Here is a 16,185-nt window from a genome sequence, read left to right on the forward strand (position 1 = left end):
GCGATCGCCGCTTCCCTGTCGAGGAAAGCTTCGATCGCGGCCGATCCCTGGGACATCATATTCGAACCTAGAACTTGATCCCGGCCTCGACCGAAATGTTGCGCGTGGGTTCGAGATAGAGGATCGCGCGCGGCGCCGCGGTGATCGGTGACGGCAGGTTGAATGCGCTGCCGATCGTTTTCTCGTTGGTCAGATTCTTGCCGACGAGCGCGACGTGCCAGCGATCGTCCTGGTCGGCGAGCTGGACGCGAAGGTCGAGCTTCACATAGCCGTTCTGGACGCCGAAGATCGGGCTCTGGTTGTCCGAGTTGAAATATTTCGACCGCGCCGACGCGACGCCGGTGACATCGAACTTCAGATCGCTCGACAGGTCGAAGCGCGCGTGCGCTGTTACGCTTCCCGTATATTTCGACGAATAGGCAACAGGGTAACCGGCCAGGTTATTGTTCGCGACGTGGTTCGGTTGCGTCCGATCGGTCTGTGCGGGATTGCAAACCGACAACGGCTGGCTGGCGAGGCAAGCCGCGCCGGGATAGTTGTCATATTTGATATCGGAATAGGCGGCCGACGCGCTGATGTCGAAATTGGGGGTCGGAAAGATGCTGAGCGATCCTTCGAGGCCCTTCGACGTTGCCGCGGCGGCATTGCCGGTCAGATAGCTCGAGATTGCGGGCTGATACACCGAAACCTGAAGGTCCTTGAACTTGGTGTGATAGGCCGAGAGGTTAGCGACGACCTTGCCGTCGAACAGTGTCGACTTGATGCCCGCCTCGAAATTCTCCGACTGTTCGGGCTCGAAGGTGAAGGTCGCGCTCGTCGTACCGAGCGTATTCGACACGAAGCCGCCCGACTTCGAACCGCGGCCCCAGGTGCCGTAGATCATGATGCGCGGCGCGATGTCATATTGCAGCGTCACCGACGGGTCGACATTGCCTTCGCTGATCGAACCCGTGGCGCTCGAGATCGGGCGCAGCGCGAAGGGGCCATAGACGAGCCGCGAGGCGAAATCGCCGTCCTTCTTCGTGTGGCTGTAACGCAGGCTGCCGATCGCGCGGAACGCATCGCTGATGTTAAATGTCGCCTGGCCAAAGACCGACCAGGATTCGGCTTTCTGCCGGAAGAGGCTGTCGATGCGGCCGAAATAGTTGAGCGCCGCGATGTTGAAGCCCTGAAATTGCTCCAGCGTGTAATCGGACTTGTCGTAATAGGCGCCCGCGATGAATTCGAAGGTCTTGCCCGTCGGCGACAGGATGCGGATTTCCTGCGAAATCTGGTCGAAGCGTTCGGGGAAGGCATTGTACACCGAATTGGGAACAATGGCGCCGCCGCTGTTCGGGATCGTCTGGTCGAAGCCGTTGACGATCTTCGACTTGAACCAGCTGTAGCCGGTGACCGAAGTCAGCGTGAAGTCGCCGAGCGCGAGGTTGCCGACGCCCGAGATCATCACCGACTTGTTGTTGTTCCCCTCGTCGCCGAGTGCCGAGCGATCGAGGTAACGCGTGGTCTGCGGATCCTGGCCGCTGGTCAGGGGGCTCGACACGGTGATGCCGCCGATGACTTCGCGGTTTCCGTACTCGACCTTCGCGGTGTAATCGAAATTGTTCGACGGTTCCCACTTCACGGTCAGGCGCAGCAGCTGCGACTTGATTTCGGGATCGTCGTGATCGGTCGCGCGGTTATAGATATAGCCGTCCTGGTTGACGATCTTGTACGCGAAGCGCGCGCCGAGCGTGTCGCTGATCGGCCCCGACAGATAGCCCGAGAAATCGGTGCCCTTGTGGTCGAAGTTGTAAAGGCCGGTGATTGCGCCTTCGAAATCCTTCGTCGGACCCGCCGACACGACGCTGACCGCGCCCGCGGCGGTGTTCTTGCCGAACAAGGCGCCCTGCGGCCCGCGCAGCACCTCGACGCGCGCGAGGTCGAAGAAGGGAGCCTGCGCCTGGCGGTTGCGGCCGGCATAGATGCCGTCGACATAGAGCGAGACCGATTGGTCGAACGCGAAGTTCGCCGGCGGCGAACCGAAGCCGCGGATATAGATGACGTCGTTGCCCGCGGTCGACTGAACGAAGACGTTCGGCGTGTAGTTCATCACCGCCTTGATATCGCTGGTGTTGAACTCGGCGAGCTTTGCGCCGCTCACGACTTCCATCGAAATCGGCACGTTTTGCAGATTCTGTTCGCGCTTTTGGGCGGTGACGATGATTTCGTTTGCGTTGCTGTCGTCGACGTCCGCCGTGTCGGCGGGGGCTGCCTGCGCCATCGCCGGTGCGGCATTGGCTAGCATCGCGATCGCCGCCACGCCGGACAGCAGGAACTGGTTATGCGCCTTCATCTTCACCCTCCCATAGAGCTTATCGTCGCGGTCCCGGAAAGCCTTCCGATCCGTCAATCTGATTGACCCTTAGTATACTAATGGTTTTATGCTTGTCCATAGGCAGGAAGAGGATTCGCATTATGAACGAAGAAAATACGCAGACCGCCCCGATCGCACTCGCTACGCGCCATCTGTGCACCGTCGAGTTCGAGGTGGGGGGCGGGATCATCGGCATTGGCGTGTCGCCGTTCGGCGACCAACGGCTCGGCTATATCAGCGGCGGCCGATTTTTCGGTCCGCGTATCAATGGTATAGTCTTGCCGGGCGGCGGGAACTGGTCGCGCAGCGGGCGGCTTGGCGACGATGCTTCGGTCGGTACCTTCGATGCCCGCGCGGTGTGGCAGACCGATGACGGTGAGCTCATTTACCTCAGCTACACCGGGCGCAACATCATTCCCGACGATGTGCGCGCGACCTTCATCGATCCCGCTGTCCCCGACGCCGACCCGTCGCGATACTATCTGCGAATCGCGCCGGTGTTCGAAACCGCGAGCGCCAAATATGGCTGGCTGAACGGCGTGCTCGCGGTCGGCGTCGGCGAACGCACCGATTTCGGGGTACGCCATGTCATCCACGAGATACTTTGAAATGATCGACCTCCATTATTCGGCGACCCCGAACGGCCAGAAGATCGCGATCATGCTCGAGGAAATCGGCGAACCCTACCGCGTCATTCCCTATGACATTTTCGACGGCGACCAGCTGACCGCCGAGTTCGGGCGCATCAACCCGAACCACAAATTGCCCGCGATCGTCGATCAGGATCCGGCAGGCGGAGGCGACCCGATCACCGTGTTCGAGTCGGGCGCGATCCTGCAATATCTCGCCGAGAAGAGCGGGCGCTTCCTGCCCGCGTCGGGCGCGGCGCGCGCGGCAACCCTGTCATGGCTGACCTGGCAGGTCGCGGGCCTCGGACCGATGGGCGGGCAGGCGAGTCATTTCCTGCGCTATGCGCCCGCGGGGGAGGACTATGCGGTCGAACGCTACACGAAGGAAGTGAAGCGCCTCCTCACCGTGCTCGAAAAGCGGCTGGAGAAAAGCGCCTATGTCGCGGGCGACGATTATACGATCGCCGACATGGCGATCTGGCCGGGTCGCGCTTCCGCATTCGTGATGGGCATGGACCTCGACGAATCGCCCGCGATGCATGGCTGGTTCGAACGGATCCGCGGACGCCCGGCGGTGGCGCGTGCGATGGCGCGCGAGGATCTGAAAGCACCGGCCAAATATGTCGGCCGCCACCAAAAGCTCGACGACAAGGAATGGTCGAACATGTTCGGCGACGCGAACCATTCGGCGGTGAATGGGGATTGAAGTCGAGGGATCGGCCAAGTGTCTGCTTTCGACCGCTAGTTGCCGCTCCACCTCTTACTTCGTCATCCCCGCGAAAGCGAGGACCCAGGGCTAGGCCAGCCGACGGACGCTCTGGGGCTCCGCTTTCGCGGGGATGACGAAAATGGGATGGCAACTTCCCACACCAAAGCGGAGGATCGCTCTTCCGCTTCGCAGCCCGCCTCAGCGTTTGGCGTGCTGGCGGTCACCCCACAGGATCGCGCGATGCTCGTCGGTGAAGCCGGTAAGGCCGCCCTCGATCGTCTCGGCACGCGCGACGCCGACCGTCATCCCTTCGGCGACCGCCGGGCGTTCGAGCATCGCGGCGCCCCAGCGATCGACATTGGGGAAGCGCCCGGCCTTTTCGATGAGCTGGCGACGCAGATAGGGCAGGGTCGCCATGTCGGCGATCGTATAATCCGCGCCCGCGAGCCACGCGGCCTCGCCGAGACGCTTGTCGATCACCATCATCAGCCGGTCGACCTCGCGGCTGTAGCGCGCGATCGCATATTCGTGCCGGTCCTTGGCATAATGGGTGAAATGCACTTCCTGCCCGAACATCGGGCCGACCCCCGACACCTGGAACATCAGCCATTGCCAGCAGATCGCGCGCTTCGCCGGATCGGCGGGCAGGAAACGCCCGGTCTTCTCGGCAAGATAGAGCAGAATCGCGCCGGTTTCCCACAACACAAACCGCGCGCCGCCGGGCCCTTCGTCATCGACGATCACCGGCGTCTTGTTGTTCGGGTTGAGCGCGAGGAATTCGGGCGTGAGCTGGTCGCCTGCGAGGATGTCGATATATTCGAGCCGCCATTCGAGCCCCATTTCGAGGAGCGCGATCGCGATCTTGCGCGCATTGGGGGTCGGGCCACCATAGAGCGTGATCATCGCGTCAGGCCTCCCGTCCAAGCCAGCGTTTCAATACGTCGGCGCTATCCTGTCCGACCGTCAGCGGGGCAGGGCGGCGAACGCTGCCCGGCGTCGCTGACAATTTGGGAAACACCCCCTGCATCGTGACCTCGCCGAACTCGTCGTCGGCGACCGTCACCAGCGCATCGCGCGCGGCGAAATGCGGGTCAGCCATCATGTCCTCGGCATCGAAGACGCGACCCGCGGGAACCCCCGCTTCGACCATCTTCGCTTCGAGTTCGGCGATCGTCAGCGTGCTCGTCCATTCGCCGATCAGCGCGTCGAGTTCCTCCTGCCGCACCCCGCGCGCGCGGTGCGTCGCATAACGCGCGTCGCTCGCGAGTTCGGGGCGCCCCATTGCGGCGGCGAGGCGCGCGAAGACGCCGTCCTGATTGGCGCCGATCAGATATTCGCCATCCTTGCACGGATAGACGTTCGACGGCGCGATCGCGGGCAGCGTCGACCCGGTGCGGCGGCGCTTGGTGCCGCTCGCCGAATAGTCGGACACGGTCGATTCCATCACCTGCAGCACCGCTTCATAGAGCGCCGAATCGACGATCTGGCCTTCGCCCGTCTTGCTGCGGTGGTGGAGGGCGGCGAGCGCGCCCATGCAACCGTAAGTGGCGGCGAGCGTGTCGCCGATCGAGACCCCCATGCGTGCAGGCGGCAGGTCGGGAAAGCCGACGATGCCGCGCCACCCGCCCATCGCCTCGCCGATGCCGCCGAAACCGGCGCGCGACGAATAGGGGCCGGTCTGGCCGTAACCCGACACGCGCACGACGATCAGCCCGGGGTTCGTCTTGCGCAGCTCGGCGGGGTCGAGATTCCATTTTTCGAGCGTGCCCGGACGGAAATTCTCGATCAATATGTCCGCCTTGGCGATCAGTTCGCGTGCGAGCTTCTGACCTTCTTCGCTGCGCAGATCGACCGCGACCGAATATTTGTTGCGCGCGATCACGCGCCACCAGCTCGGTTTGTCGCCCTGGCCCCAGTTGCGCATCTGGTCGCCGGTCTCCGGCGGTTCGAGCTTGACGATCTCGGCGCCCATGTCGCCGAGAAGCTGGCCGCAGAAGGGACCGGCGATGAGCTGCCCCATCTCGACGACCCTGATGCCTTCCAGCGCGCCCCCGCTGCCCGTCTCGCTCATATCGTTCCTTTCGCGGCCGACTCTGGTAAGACGACCTGCCTCGCCCATGGCCTTTGTATACTTAGAATGCTATGTAATTTTCAACCTGCTAAATGACTCGGGATAATCGGGACGCAAGATGTTGAAATATCATGCCGTGGAACTGGTCGAGGTCGGCCCGCGTGACGGGCTGCAGAACGAGGCGGCCGTGGTGTCGACCGCCGACAAGCTCGAACTGATCCGCCGCGCGATCGACTATGGCGTCCGCCGTATCGAGGTGACGAGCTTCGTCAATCCGAAGAAAGTGCCGCAGCTCGCCGACGCCGAGGAGCTGGTGGCGATGCTGCCCGACCGCGACGATGTGACCTATATCGGCCTCGTGCTCAACCGCCGCGGCGCCGAGCGCGCGCTGGCGACCGGGCGGATCGACGAACTCGGCGCGGTGTGCGTGACGAGCGACAGTTTCGGCATCCGCAATCAGGGGCAGAGTTCGGACGAATCGCTCGCCGCCGCGATGGAGATCGTCGCGCTGGCGAAAGCGGCGGGGCGCAGCGGCCAGATCACGATCGCGACCGCCTTCGGCTGCCCGTTCGAGGGCAAGGTCGCGATCGATCGCGTCGTCGAAATGGCGAAGCGCGCCGCCGATGCTTCCCCACGCGAAATAGCGCTCGCCGATACGATCGGCGTCGGCGTGCCCGCGCAGGTTTCCGAGATGGTGGGCCGCGTGCGCGAGGCGGTCGGCGACCTGCCCGTGCGCGTCCATTTCCACAACACGCGCGGCACCGGCGTCGCGAATGTCTGGGCGGCGGTGAACGAAGGCGCGGCCACGGTCGATGCGTCGCTCGGCGGGCTCGGCGGCTGTCCCTTCGCGCCCGGCGCGGCGGGCAATGTCGCGACCGAGGATGTGATCTACATGCTCGAACAGAGTGGCATCGGGACGGGCGTGACGCTGCCGCGGGTCGTCGAGGCGGCCGGGTGGCTCACCGGCGTGATGGGCCGTCCGCTCCCGGCGATGGTCAGCAAGGCGCCCGCCTTTCCCTAGAAGGTCGCGAGCAGCGCCATCATCACGCCGGCGACGACGAGCAGCAGCCCGACGATCTCGTGCCAGCGCACCGGCTCGCGCAGGTAGAAATGCGCGAAGCCGATCGTGAAGACGACCTCGACCTGTCCGACGATGCGCACCAGTGCCGCCGGCGCCGCCGCGAAGCCGATATACCAGCAGGCCGAACCGAGCGCCGACAACAGCCCGACCTGGCTCGAGTTCCGCCATGTGCGGCAAACTGCGCGCGCGGTGTCGCGGTCGCGCAGCAAAACCCACGCGAGATGCAGTCCGGTCTGGATCGCCATCACGACAACGAGCGTGACGAGTGCCGAACCGATCAGGTCGACGCCATCGAGCTCGGCGGTCGCAAGCTTCACAGCGATCGCGGCGAGCGCGAACATCGATCCCGCGCCGAGCCCGCACAGCGCGGCGGGCTGGCCCAGTGCGCGCCATATCTCACGTCCTGAAACCCCGCGTCCGGCCAGCGCGAGCACCAGCACGCCAGCAACCCCCGCAACGATCCCGATCCACGCGAGCAGCGGCAGCCGCTCGCCGAGGAACAGCGCGGTGACGAGCGCCGCCTGCACCGCTTCGGTTTTTGAAAAGGCGGTGCCGACGACGAACCCGCGATGCCCGAACGCCATGATGAGCAGGATCGTCCCCGCCATCTGGGTGACCGCCCCGGCGACCGCGAAACCGCCGAAAGCGGTGCCGAACGCCGGGATCGCGTCATGCTGGATCGTCAGCCAGATCGCGGCGAAAACGAGTGCGAAGGGCAGGCCGTACAGATAGCGAACTAACCCCGCGCCGCTGACGCTGAGCTCGGCGCGAAGCCGCTGCTGAAGCGCGGTTCGCCACGCCTGGAACAGGCCGCCGAACAGCGAGGCGGGAAGCCAGATCGGGTTCATCCCGCCCGCTGCCCGTGCATTTGATCTTCGACTCGTATCGCACTGTGCATGCGGCCCCATGCAATAGTTTTATTACTAAGTATATGGCGTGCACCGATCGCTGCCCCCGACCTGTTACGCCAATCAGCTAGACCCGCGGCGCGGCAAGTTGCAGGACAGGTGCGGGAGAGCAAATGACGCACATATATACCGCCGGGCCAGCGATCTGACATGGCCGAACTCGACCTGCCACTTTCGGACGAGCAACAGATGCTGCGTGATAGCATCCAGCGCTTCCTCGCCGACAATGCGCGTCCCGGCTGGCGCGAGCTTTCGGAGTCGCTCGGGCTAGCCGGCCTCGCGCTGCCCGAAAGCGCCGGCGGTTTCGGCGGCGGTCCGATCGACATCGCCGTCGTCATGGCCGAGCTGGGGCCGGCACTCGCGGGCGCCGACTGGCTTTCGCACGTCGCGGCAACGGCGCTGCTGGCGCGGGTCGTGCCCGATCATCCGGCGCTGGCTGATCTTGCGGTGGGCGGCCGCCGGATCGCCATCGTCTGCACGGCTTCGACCGCAGCGATGCCCGTCGTCGACGGCGAGCTGGCTCGCGGCAGCGCGGCACTCGTTGCAGGGGCAGCCGAAGCAGATTTGCTTCTCCTCGCGAGCGACGAGGCGTTGCTGCTCATCCCCGCCGATGGCGACAAGGTCGAACAGCGGCATCGCATCATGCACGACGGCAGCGTCTCGGCAGACCTTGCCTTCACGCTCAAGCCGGGGGACGCCACTTCGCTCGCGAGCGGTGACGCCGCGCGCCTTTCGGCCGACTATGCGAACGACCTGATCCTTGCGGCGCGCTGCGCCGAAGCGGTCGGCCTGATGCAGCGAATGATTGCCGACAGCATCGATTATCTCGGCCAACGCAAGCAGTTCGGCACGCCGATCGGGCGTTTCCAGTCGCTGCGCCACCGCGCGGCCGACATGCAACTCGCGGCGATGAAGGCGGCGGCGCTGACCGAGGAAGCGATCCTCGCGGTCGATCAAGGCCGCGCCGACCGCGCCCAGGCGGTCAGCGCCGCCTGCATCGAGGTCGGCGACGCGGTGCGCATCGTCGGCGAAAGCGCGGTACAGATCCACGGTGCGATGGGGCTGACCGAGGAGCTCAACCTCGGCGGCCATTTCAAGCGCGCGCTCGCGATTGCGGCGGCATTCGGCCCGCGCGCCGGTCATCTTGCGCGTTTTGCCGAGGCGGCTGCCTAACCCAGCATCGTCCTTGCGATCAGGTCGCGCTGGATCTCGTTCGATCCGGCGTAGATGGTCGCCGCGCGGTCGTTGAGGTAGCGCGGCACCGCGACCGCCAGTTCGGCGGGCGTCTGCCCGTCGGCGTCGGCCCATGCCGCGTGGCCCGCGATTTCGCACGCCAATGTGTCGATGCGCTGCGCGGTCTCGGTTCCCAGTATCTTGAGCGCCGAGGCATAGAGGGCCGCGCTGCCGCCAACGCCGCGCATCGCCTTCATCTCGAGCGCCTGCAGCGCCTTCAGCGTCACCGCCTCGCGGTCGAGCTGCGCGCGCAGCACCGGTTCGATGTCGTCGCGCGCGCGCAGCCGTTCGAGCCGTCCGATCAGCCCCGGCGCATATTTGCCGCCGCGCTCGAAGGTCAGCAGATGCTTCGCGACCGACCAGCCTTCATTCTCTTCGCCCAGCCGGTTCGCCTGCGGGACGCGGACGTCGTCGAAGAAGACCTGATTGAATTCATGGTCGCCCGCGAGCGTGCGGATCGGTTCGACTATGATCCCCGGCGTCGCCATGTCGAGCAGCAGGAAGCTGATCCCCGCCTGCGGCTTGCCTTCGTTCGACGTGCGGACAAGTGCGAACATGCGGTTGGCGAAATGCGCGTGCGTCGTCCAGATCTTCGACCCGTTCAGGATATAATCGCTGCCATCGGGCACCGCGCGCAATTGCAGCGCGGCCAGGTCGGATCCCGCGCCGGGTTCCGAAAAGCCCTGGCACCAATAATCCTCGCCCGACAATATGCGCGGCAGATAATGCGCGCGCTGTTCGGCGCTGCCATAATGCATGATCACCGGGGCGACCATCTTGAGACCCATCGGCGCGAGGTTCGGTGCCCCGGCCTGCGCGCACTCGGCGGCGAAGATGTAACGTTCGATCTCGCTCCATCCCGGGCCGCCGAATTCGGCGGGCCAGTCGGGCGCTGCCCAGCCTTTGGCATGGAGGATGCGCTGCCACGGCAGCGAGATGTCGGGATCGATAAAGACGCTTGTCGCACGCGCCGCACCGCGGCGGATATCGTCGGGCAAATTCGCGGTCAGGAAGGCGCGAACCTCTTCGCGAAAGGCGGTGAGCGCCGGGTCGTTCAGCATGTCCATGCCCCGGACTTGTAGGTTGCGGTAAAGCGGGGCCAAGCTGGCACCTGCGTCAGGCCGCGCGCGCGCCGACGAAGCCGAGTCCTGCGGCGATCTGGATCGACTGCGCGCGCCCGGTCGCGCCGAGCTTTGCCGCCGCGTTGCGCAGGTGGAACCGCACCGTCGACACCGACAGCGACAGGATGATGCCGATCTCGCCATCGGTCTTGCCCGCCGCCGCCCAGCGCAGGCACTGCACCTCGCGGCGGGTCAGCGTCTGCGGCACGGTGGCGTTGCGCGGCCGGTCGCGTGCTTCATTGTGCGTCGCGACGAGTTTGAGCGCGAGATTTTGCAAGTCGCCGGCGTGCTTTGCGAACAGCGCCTCGACCCCGACGGGTTCGCGTGAGCACCAGAAGACGGCGCCGACCAGCCCGCGCGGCAGATGCACCGGCGCGATGATCGCCTCGCCGAAATTGGGCGTGTTTTTCGCCTGCGAGCAGTCCACCTCGTCGAGCAGATGCGTCGGCCGCCATGTGCCGAGATGTCCATCGCTGTAATAAAAGGGTTCGGCGACGAGCCGCGCGGCGGTCAGGAAAGCCAGTTGCAACGCCAGCTTGCGGTCGCGCCAATAGGCATAGTTCGGGTCGACCCATCGGAAACTCGTTTCGGCATAGGGGCGACCCGCCTCGTCGCTCATCGGTTCGGGGTCGCCGAGGTCGGCCTGCGCCGCGACGAAGGGCAGGCCGATCTTGTCGCCCGCTGCCTGCACCGCTGCAATCAGCGCGGGCATTTCCGCCCAGGATTCGCGCTGATGATCCATGCTCCGCTTTTCCCTCCGCTATCCTGACACAGGTGTCAGCTTGTTCGTCCGGCCGCAATCCTCTGTTTTGTCACGGTCCGGTTTCGCGCGACGCTCGCACAAAGACGAGCTCCGCGACAAGCCGTTTGAGGGAGGATGAGTGATGAAGGCAATGCGTATTTTCCTGGGCGCGGGTTCCGCGATGGGGCTCGCCCTGGCGGTGCCGGCGTTCGCCGCCGAGGAAGCGCCCGCCAATACGGTCGCGGCCGAAGGCGACATCATCGTCACTGCGCAGCGCCGCGCCGAATCGATGAACGACGTCGGCATGGCGATTCAGGCGGTCGACGGCGCGACGCTCGAAAACCTCCGCGTCACCGACATGCGCGACCTCACCACGGTGGCGCCGAGCTTCACCGTCTCGCAAAGCTATCAGGGCGTGCCAACCTATACGCTGCGCGGGATCGGCTTCAACACGATCAACCTCTCCTCGACCTCGACCGTCGGTACTTACGTGGACGAAGTCGCCTACGCCTATCCGATCATGAACACCGGCCCGGTCATGGACCTCGAACGCGTCGAAGTGCTCAAGGGGCCGCAGGGCACGCTCTATGGCCGCAACACGACCGCGGGCCTGATCAACTTCATCACCGCCAAACCGACCGACAGCTTCGAGGGCAGCATCAAGGCCGATCTCGGTAACTATCAGACGTATAATATCGGTGGTCACATCTCGGGTCCGCTCGGCGAGGGAATCGCGGCGCGCATCGCGTTCCGCAGCGAGAATGGCGACAAGGGCTGGCAGGTCAGCAATACGCGGGGCGAACGGCTCGGCGAGGTCGAGAAATATGGCGTGCGCGGGTCGCTCGCGATCGATCCCGCGCCGGGGACGCATTTCGATCTGTCGGTCACATATTGGCGCAACAAGTCGGACACCGTTGCCGGGCAGGGGATCGGTTTCACCCCCGCGACCAACCCGGTCAGCGGCACCAGCAACTCGCGCTTCTTCAACGCGCCGGGGCTTGCCACTTATCTGGCGAACAATTTCCCGACCAAGGCGAGCCAAGCCGACTGGGCGCCCGAAGCGTCGCGCTCGGCCGATATCGGCACCGGGCTCGGTCTCGATGGCCCGCTCGCCGAGGATAATCGTTTCTGGGGTCTCAAGCTGCGCTGGGACCAGGATCTCGGTGAGACGGCGAAGCTCGTTTCGCTCACCAGCTACAACGACTTCAAGCGCAACGCGCTCTCCGACTGGAGCGGCGCGCCGTTCGAAATCCTGCTCCAGAACACCGTCGGGCGGATCAAGAGCTTTGCGCAGGAACTGCATGTCGAGGGCGAGGCGGGCGCGGTGAACTGGCTCGTCGGCGGCTATTTTGCGAACGACCGCATCATCGATTCCAACCGCACTCTGCTCGGCCAGAACGCCAACGTCGGGCTGATCCGCGCGGCGGGGGCGCCGCTTCTCGCCAGCCCGATCTTCAATTCGGGCGGCTATACCCCGCTGCAACTCAGCCAGGCTTTTCGCACCTATGAGGATTTCGGGCGCATCCGCACCAAGACCTGGAGCATTTTCGGCAACGCCGATGCCGAACTGACCGACCAGCTCAAGCTCACCGTCGGGGTGCGCTATACCGAGGACAAACAGCGCTACAACGGCTGCTCGCGCGACTTCAACGGCAATATGCTGCCCAACGTCAACGTCGTGAACCGCGCGCTCTATCTGCAAACCTATGGCGTGCTCGCGCCGCAGATTTCGCAAGGGCAGTGCAACACCTTCGACCCCGCGACGGGCACCTTCGGCGAGGTGCAGTCGCTGCTCAAGGAAAACAACGTCGCCTGGCGCGTCGCGCTCGACTGGTCGCCGAACGACGACACCTTGCTCTACGCCTCGGTGTCGCGCGGCTATAAATCGGGGACGACGCCGATCAACGCCGCAAACCTCGCGCGCCAGAATGCGCCGGTGAAACAGGAAAAGTTGACCGCCTACGAAGTCGGCGTGAAGGCGACGCTCGCCGACCGCGCGGTGCAGGCCAATCTCTCGGCCTTCTATTATGATTATCGCGACAAGCAGATCAGCACCTATTTTGCCGACCCGATCTACACCGCGCTCTCGCGGCTCGATAATGTGCCCGACAGCGAGGCTTATGGCGTCGAGGGCGAGTTGACGATCCGCCCGGCGACCGGCCTTACGATCGCGGCCAATGCGCTCTATCTGAAAACGCGGATCAACGACTACAACGGCACCAACGCGGCGGGACAGCCGCAGAATTTCGACGGCGCCGAATTCATCTACAGCCCCAAATTTCAGGGCAGCCTGACGCTCGCTTACGACACGCCGGTCAGCGACACGGTCAACCTGACCGGCGCGGTCAGCGCGCGTTACCAGAGCAAGTCGAACACGATCTTCGAGGATCTCGATCTCTACAAGGTCGATGCCTATGGCACGGTCAACGCGAGCCTTGGCCTGAAGGACGAAAGCGGCTGGTCGGTGTCGCTGTGGGCAAAGAACCTGTTCGACAAATATTATTGGTCGGCGGTCGCCAGCAACGCCAACGTCGTGGTGCGTTTCGCCAACCAGCCGCGAACCTATGGCCTGACTTTGGGTTACGACTTTTAGCATATAGACCTATTTTTGTCATCCCGGCACAGGCCGGGATCTCGACCTTGCATCAGGACGCGACGTTGAGATCCCGGCCTGCGCCGGGATGACGGGATGCATAGAAATGGTCGCATTCTACCGGAGGCAATGAATGGCGCGACTGCCGATGCAGGATGAGTATCTCGGGACGGCGATCGATTTCGCCGCGCCCCTCGGCGAGCCCGCGCTGCTCGCGCCCGACAGCGTCCGTTGGCGTATCTACAAGAACCCGATCGCGCTCGGCATCGGCGGGATCGCTGCGGTGCTGCTCGAATTCGCCGAGCCGCGTATCCGATCGGGGGTGTGGGACCATTCGACCTACAAGGCCGATCCGATCGGCCGCTCGCGCCGCACCGGGCTCGTCGCGATGCTCGCCTGCTATGGCCCCGCGAGCAGCGCGAAAGCCGTCATCGGGCAGGTGAACCGGATGCATGGCAAGGTCAAAGGCGAGACGCCCGGCGGCACGAAATATCGCGCGCTCGATCCGGTATTGCTCGATTGGGTCGCCGCAACCGCTTCTTATGGCTTCCTGATGGCCTATGACGGTTTCGTTCATCGGATCAGCGATGCCGACAAGGACCGCTTCATGGCCGATGGCGATGCGATCGGGCGCGAGTTCGGGGCGCGGCATACGCCGCCGACGGTGGATGCCTTCATGGCGATGATGGACGAACTCGAACCGTGCTTCGAGCCGCATCCGATCATCTTCGAATTCCTCGATATCATCCAGTCGGGCCGCGCCGCGCCCGGCGTGCCGCGCTTCCTTCACCGCGCGATCGCGCGCGCGTCTGTGTCGCTGCTTCCGGGGCATATCCGGCGCAAGCTCGAACTCGGCCCGCGCTATGATCTGACGCGGCTCGACCGCACCGCGCTGCGCATCGCCGGCCGGCTTGCCGACCGTCACGTCGATCGCACCGCGCCGCATTGTCAGGCGAGCGCCCGCCTCGGCCTGCCGCATGATTTCCTGTTCAAATCACCCGCCGAGCAGCGGCGCTTGCTCGCCGCCTAGCTGCAGCGATTAAAGCCCGCACCGCGTACCGCGCGCCCCGGCGTCGCGCCGCTATGCTCGCCGTTCCGCAACACGCCAACGCCGTTGACGAAAACGTCGCGCATCCCCACCGAATATTGATGCGGTTTCTCGAAGGTCGAGCGGTCGCCGATCGTCGCCGGGTCGAACACCACGACATCGGCGTAATAGCCGGGCTTCAGCGCCCCGCGATCCTTGATGCCCAAATTGGTCGCGGGCAGGGTGGTGAGGCGGTACACCGCCTGTTCGAGCGGGATCAGCTTTTCGTCGCGGACGTAGCGCCCGAGCAGCCGCGCGAAATTGCCATAGGTACGCGGATGCGCACCCGATTTCAGGAAGACACCCTCGGTCGCCTGCGACGCCGCGTCGGAGCCGAAGCTCATCCATGGCAGCTGGATCTGCCTCCGCACATTGTCCTCGGACATCAGGAAATAAACGGTGCCGACGCGCGAGCCATCCTCGACGACGAGGTCCATCGCGACCTCTTCGGGGCTTTTGCCGCGCATCGCCGCGACCTCGGCGAGCGTCTTTCCGGTCAGCGGTTTCAGCGCGTCATTCTTGAACCCCGACAGGATCATCTTGTCGGCGCCCGCGCCGAAATAGAGATTTTCCCAGTCGCTGCCCGGCTGCTTCATCTCGGCGGCGACGCGCGCGCGGATCGCGGGGTCTTTCAGCCGCTTGATCCACTCCTCGAGCCCGCCTGCCTGCACCCACGTCGGCATCGCGGCGTCGAGCCCGGTCGCACCCGCGGTATAGGTGTACATGTCGGTCGTGATCTTCAGCCCTTCGGCGCGCGCCGCCTCGATCTTCTTCACGATCGTGTCGAGCTTGCCCCAGTTGCTGCGCCCCGCCATCTTGAGGTGATAGATTTCGGCCGGCGCGCCCGAGCGGCGCGAAATGTCGATCAGCTCGTCGACGGCTTCCTCGATCCGGTCGCCTTCGGAGCGCATATGGCTGATATACATGCCGCCGCATTTCGCGGCTTCGCTGGTCAGCGCGACAAGCTCGTCGGTCTCGGCATAGGATCCCGGCGAATAGATGATCGAACTGCCGACCCCCATCGCGCCTTCGTTCATCGCCTGACGGACGAGAGTGCGCATCCGGCCGAGCTGTTCTGGGGTCGGGTCGACGTCGCCTTCGCCCAGCTCGTGGACGCGCACGGTCGCGGCTCCAACGAAGCTCGCGACGTTGGTCGAAACGCCGCGCTTTTCGAGCCACGACAGATAGTCGCCGAGGCTCGTCCACTCGATCGGAAATTTGATGTCGCCCTGGCGTTCGGTCTCCAGCGCCTTCATCTTGGCGTTCACCGGCCCCATCGACCAGCCTTCGCCCATTACCTCCAGCGTGACGCCCTGCCTTATGTCGCTTTGGCTCTTGGGGTCGGCGATCAGCGACTCGGTCGCCCAGCTCAGCATGTTGATGAAGCCCGGCGCGACCGCCATGCCCTTGGCCGCAACCTCGGTCTTCGCGGTGCCGTCGACCTTGCCCACCGCGACGATACGGTCGTCCTTGATCGCGACGTCGCCGACGACCGGCGCTTTGCCCGACCCGTCGTAGATCGTCCCGCCGCGGATGATGAGGTCGTAGGCGGGCGCCTGTGCGGCCACCGATGCGGATACCAGCATCGAACTGCAAAGCAGCATGAAGGAAGGTGCGAAGCGCCGGTGGGATGCCATCAGTTTCTCCGTGATCTGGGG

At 64.7% G+C, this 16,185-nt stretch carries 13 protein-coding genes; 6 read left to right on the forward strand and 7 right to left on the reverse strand.

All coding sequences use genetic code 11. From position 1 onward, the window contains the following. Window positions 1-67: 67 nt before the first annotated feature. Complete coding sequence (locus J2X38_RS07325; RefSeq protein WP_310252770.1) at window positions 68-2,332, reverse strand: TonB-dependent receptor domain-containing protein; 2,265 nt, start codon at window positions 2,330-2,332, stop codon at window positions 68-70. Window positions 2,333-2,454: 122 nt separating this feature from the next. Here J2X38_RS07325 and J2X38_RS07330 point away from each other — a divergent pair, with 122 nt between their 5' ends. Then, window positions 2,455-2,961, forward strand: coding sequence for a DUF3237 domain-containing protein (locus tag J2X38_RS07330; RefSeq protein ID WP_310252773.1), 507 nt, complete (start codon window positions 2,455-2,457; stop codon window positions 2,959-2,961). A 1-nt stretch (window position 2,962) separates the two neighbouring features. Then, window positions 2,963-3,688: a glutathione binding-like protein gene (locus tag J2X38_RS07335; RefSeq protein ID WP_310252774.1), complete on the forward strand. Its 726-nt coding sequence runs from the start codon at window positions 2,963-2,965 to the stop codon at window positions 3,686-3,688. 201 nt (window positions 3,689-3,889) lie between these two features. Here the strand turns inward: J2X38_RS07335 and J2X38_RS07340 are convergent, their stop codons facing one another. Next, window positions 3,890-4,594 (reverse strand): glutathione S-transferase N-terminal domain-containing protein, encoded by a 705-nt coding sequence (locus tag J2X38_RS07340; RefSeq protein WP_310252776.1) that lies wholly within the window; start codon window positions 4,592-4,594, stop codon window positions 3,890-3,892. Between the two features lie 4 nt (window positions 4,595-4,598). Continuing rightward, on the reverse strand, window positions 4,599-5,762 hold the full coding sequence (locus J2X38_RS07345) for a CoA transferase (RefSeq protein ID WP_310252778.1): 1,164 nt from the start codon (window positions 5,760-5,762) through the stop codon (window positions 4,599-4,601). Between the two features lie 118 nt (window positions 5,763-5,880). On the opposite strand from J2X38_RS07345, the gene J2X38_RS07350 reads away from it, so the two are divergent. Then, window positions 5,881-6,783 (forward strand): hydroxymethylglutaryl-CoA lyase, encoded by a 903-nt coding sequence (locus J2X38_RS07350; RefSeq protein WP_310252780.1) that lies wholly within the window; start codon window positions 5,881-5,883, stop codon window positions 6,781-6,783. On the opposite strand, the gene J2X38_RS07355 is transcribed toward J2X38_RS07350, so the two are convergent. Further along, a complete protein-coding gene (locus J2X38_RS07355) occupies window positions 6,780-7,691 on the reverse strand; it encodes a DMT family transporter (RefSeq protein WP_310252782.1) in 912 nt (303 codons plus the stop codon). The two genes, J2X38_RS07350 and J2X38_RS07355, sit on opposite strands and share 4 nt — an antisense overlap. A gap of 210 nt (window positions 7,692-7,901) precedes the next feature. Here J2X38_RS07355 and J2X38_RS07360 point away from each other — a divergent pair, with 210 nt between their 5' ends. Then, the gene (locus tag J2X38_RS07360; protein WP_310252784.1) at window positions 7,902-8,924 is read left to right on the forward strand and encodes an acyl-CoA dehydrogenase family protein; all 1,023 of its coding nucleotides are present in this window, start codon (window positions 7,902-7,904) and stop codon (window positions 8,922-8,924) included. Here the strand turns inward: J2X38_RS07360 and J2X38_RS07365 are convergent. Next, window positions 8,921-10,045 carry an acyl-CoA dehydrogenase family protein gene (locus tag J2X38_RS07365; protein WP_310252785.1) on the reverse strand — a complete coding sequence of 375 codons (1,125 nt, stop codon included), beginning with the start codon at window positions 10,043-10,045 and terminating at the stop codon, window positions 8,921-8,923. The two genes, J2X38_RS07360 and J2X38_RS07365, sit on opposite strands and share 4 nt — an antisense overlap. A gap of 55 nt (window positions 10,046-10,100) precedes the next feature. Next, a complete protein-coding gene (locus tag J2X38_RS07370) occupies window positions 10,101-10,847 on the reverse strand; it encodes a helix-turn-helix transcriptional regulator (protein ID WP_310252787.1) in 747 nt (248 codons plus the stop codon). 151 nt (window positions 10,848-10,998) lie between these two features. On the opposite strand from J2X38_RS07370, the gene J2X38_RS07375 reads away from it, so the two are divergent. Further along, on the forward strand, window positions 10,999-13,440 hold the full coding sequence (locus J2X38_RS07375; protein WP_310252789.1) for a TonB-dependent receptor domain-containing protein: 2,442 nt from the start codon (window positions 10,999-11,001) through the stop codon (window positions 13,438-13,440). 133 nt (window positions 13,441-13,573) lie between these two features. Continuing rightward, window positions 13,574-14,470: an oxygenase MpaB family protein gene (locus J2X38_RS07380; protein ID WP_310252791.1), complete on the forward strand. Its 897-nt coding sequence runs from the start codon at window positions 13,574-13,576 to the stop codon at window positions 14,468-14,470. Here the strand turns inward: J2X38_RS07380 and J2X38_RS07385 are convergent. Then, complete coding sequence (locus tag J2X38_RS07385) at window positions 14,467-16,164, reverse strand: D-aminoacylase (protein ID WP_310252792.1); 1,698 nt, start codon at window positions 16,162-16,164, stop codon at window positions 14,467-14,469. The two genes, J2X38_RS07380 and J2X38_RS07385, sit on opposite strands and share 4 nt — an antisense overlap. Window positions 16,165-16,185: the final 21 nt, after the last annotated feature.

Origin of the sequence: Sphingopyxis sp. BE235 (genome assembly GCF_031457175.1) — a bacterium.
Taxonomy (GTDB): domain Bacteria; phylum Pseudomonadota; class Alphaproteobacteria; order Sphingomonadales; family Sphingomonadaceae; genus Sphingopyxis.

Coding starts and splice junctions, on each gene's coding strand:
- J2X38_RS07350 (WP_310252780.1), top strand. CDS start 5,881: ATGTTGAAATATCATGCCGTGGAACTGGTCGAGGTCGGCCCGCGTGAC.
- J2X38_RS07370 (WP_310252787.1), bottom strand. CDS start 10,847: ATGGATCATCAGCGCGAATCCTGGGCGGAAATGCCCGCGCTGATTGCA.
- J2X38_RS07355 (WP_310252782.1), bottom strand. CDS start 7,691: ATGAACCCGATCTGGCTTCCCGCCTCGCTGTTCGGCGGCCTGTTCCAG.
- J2X38_RS07365 (WP_310252785.1), bottom strand. CDS start 10,045: ATGCTGAACGACCCGGCGCTCACCGCCTTTCGCGAAGAGGTTCGCGCC.
- J2X38_RS07335 (WP_310252774.1), top strand. CDS start 2,963: ATGATCGACCTCCATTATTCGGCGACCCCGAACGGCCAGAAGATCGCG.
- J2X38_RS07375 (WP_310252789.1), top strand. CDS start 10,999: ATGCGTATTTTCCTGGGCGCGGGTTCCGCGATGGGGCTCGCCCTGGCG.
- J2X38_RS07340 (WP_310252776.1), bottom strand. CDS start 4,594: ATGATCACGCTCTATGGTGGCCCGACCCCCAATGCGCGCAAGATCGCG.
- J2X38_RS07325 (WP_310252770.1), bottom strand. CDS start 2,332: ATGAAGGCGCATAACCAGTTCCTGCTGTCCGGCGTGGCGGCGATCGCG.
- J2X38_RS07385 (WP_310252792.1), bottom strand. CDS start 16,164: ATGGCATCCCACCGGCGCTTCGCACCTTCCTTCATGCTGCTTTGCAGT.
- J2X38_RS07380 (WP_310252791.1), top strand. CDS start 13,574: ATGGCGCGACTGCCGATGCAGGATGAGTATCTCGGGACGGCGATCGAT.
- J2X38_RS07345 (WP_310252778.1), bottom strand. CDS start 5,762: ATGAGCGAGACGGGCAGCGGGGGCGCGCTGGAAGGCATCAGGGTCGTC.
- J2X38_RS07330 (WP_310252773.1), top strand. CDS start 2,455: ATGAACGAAGAAAATACGCAGACCGCCCCGATCGCACTCGCTACGCGC.
- J2X38_RS07360 (WP_310252784.1), top strand. CDS start 7,902: ATGGCCGAACTCGACCTGCCACTTTCGGACGAGCAACAGATGCTGCGT.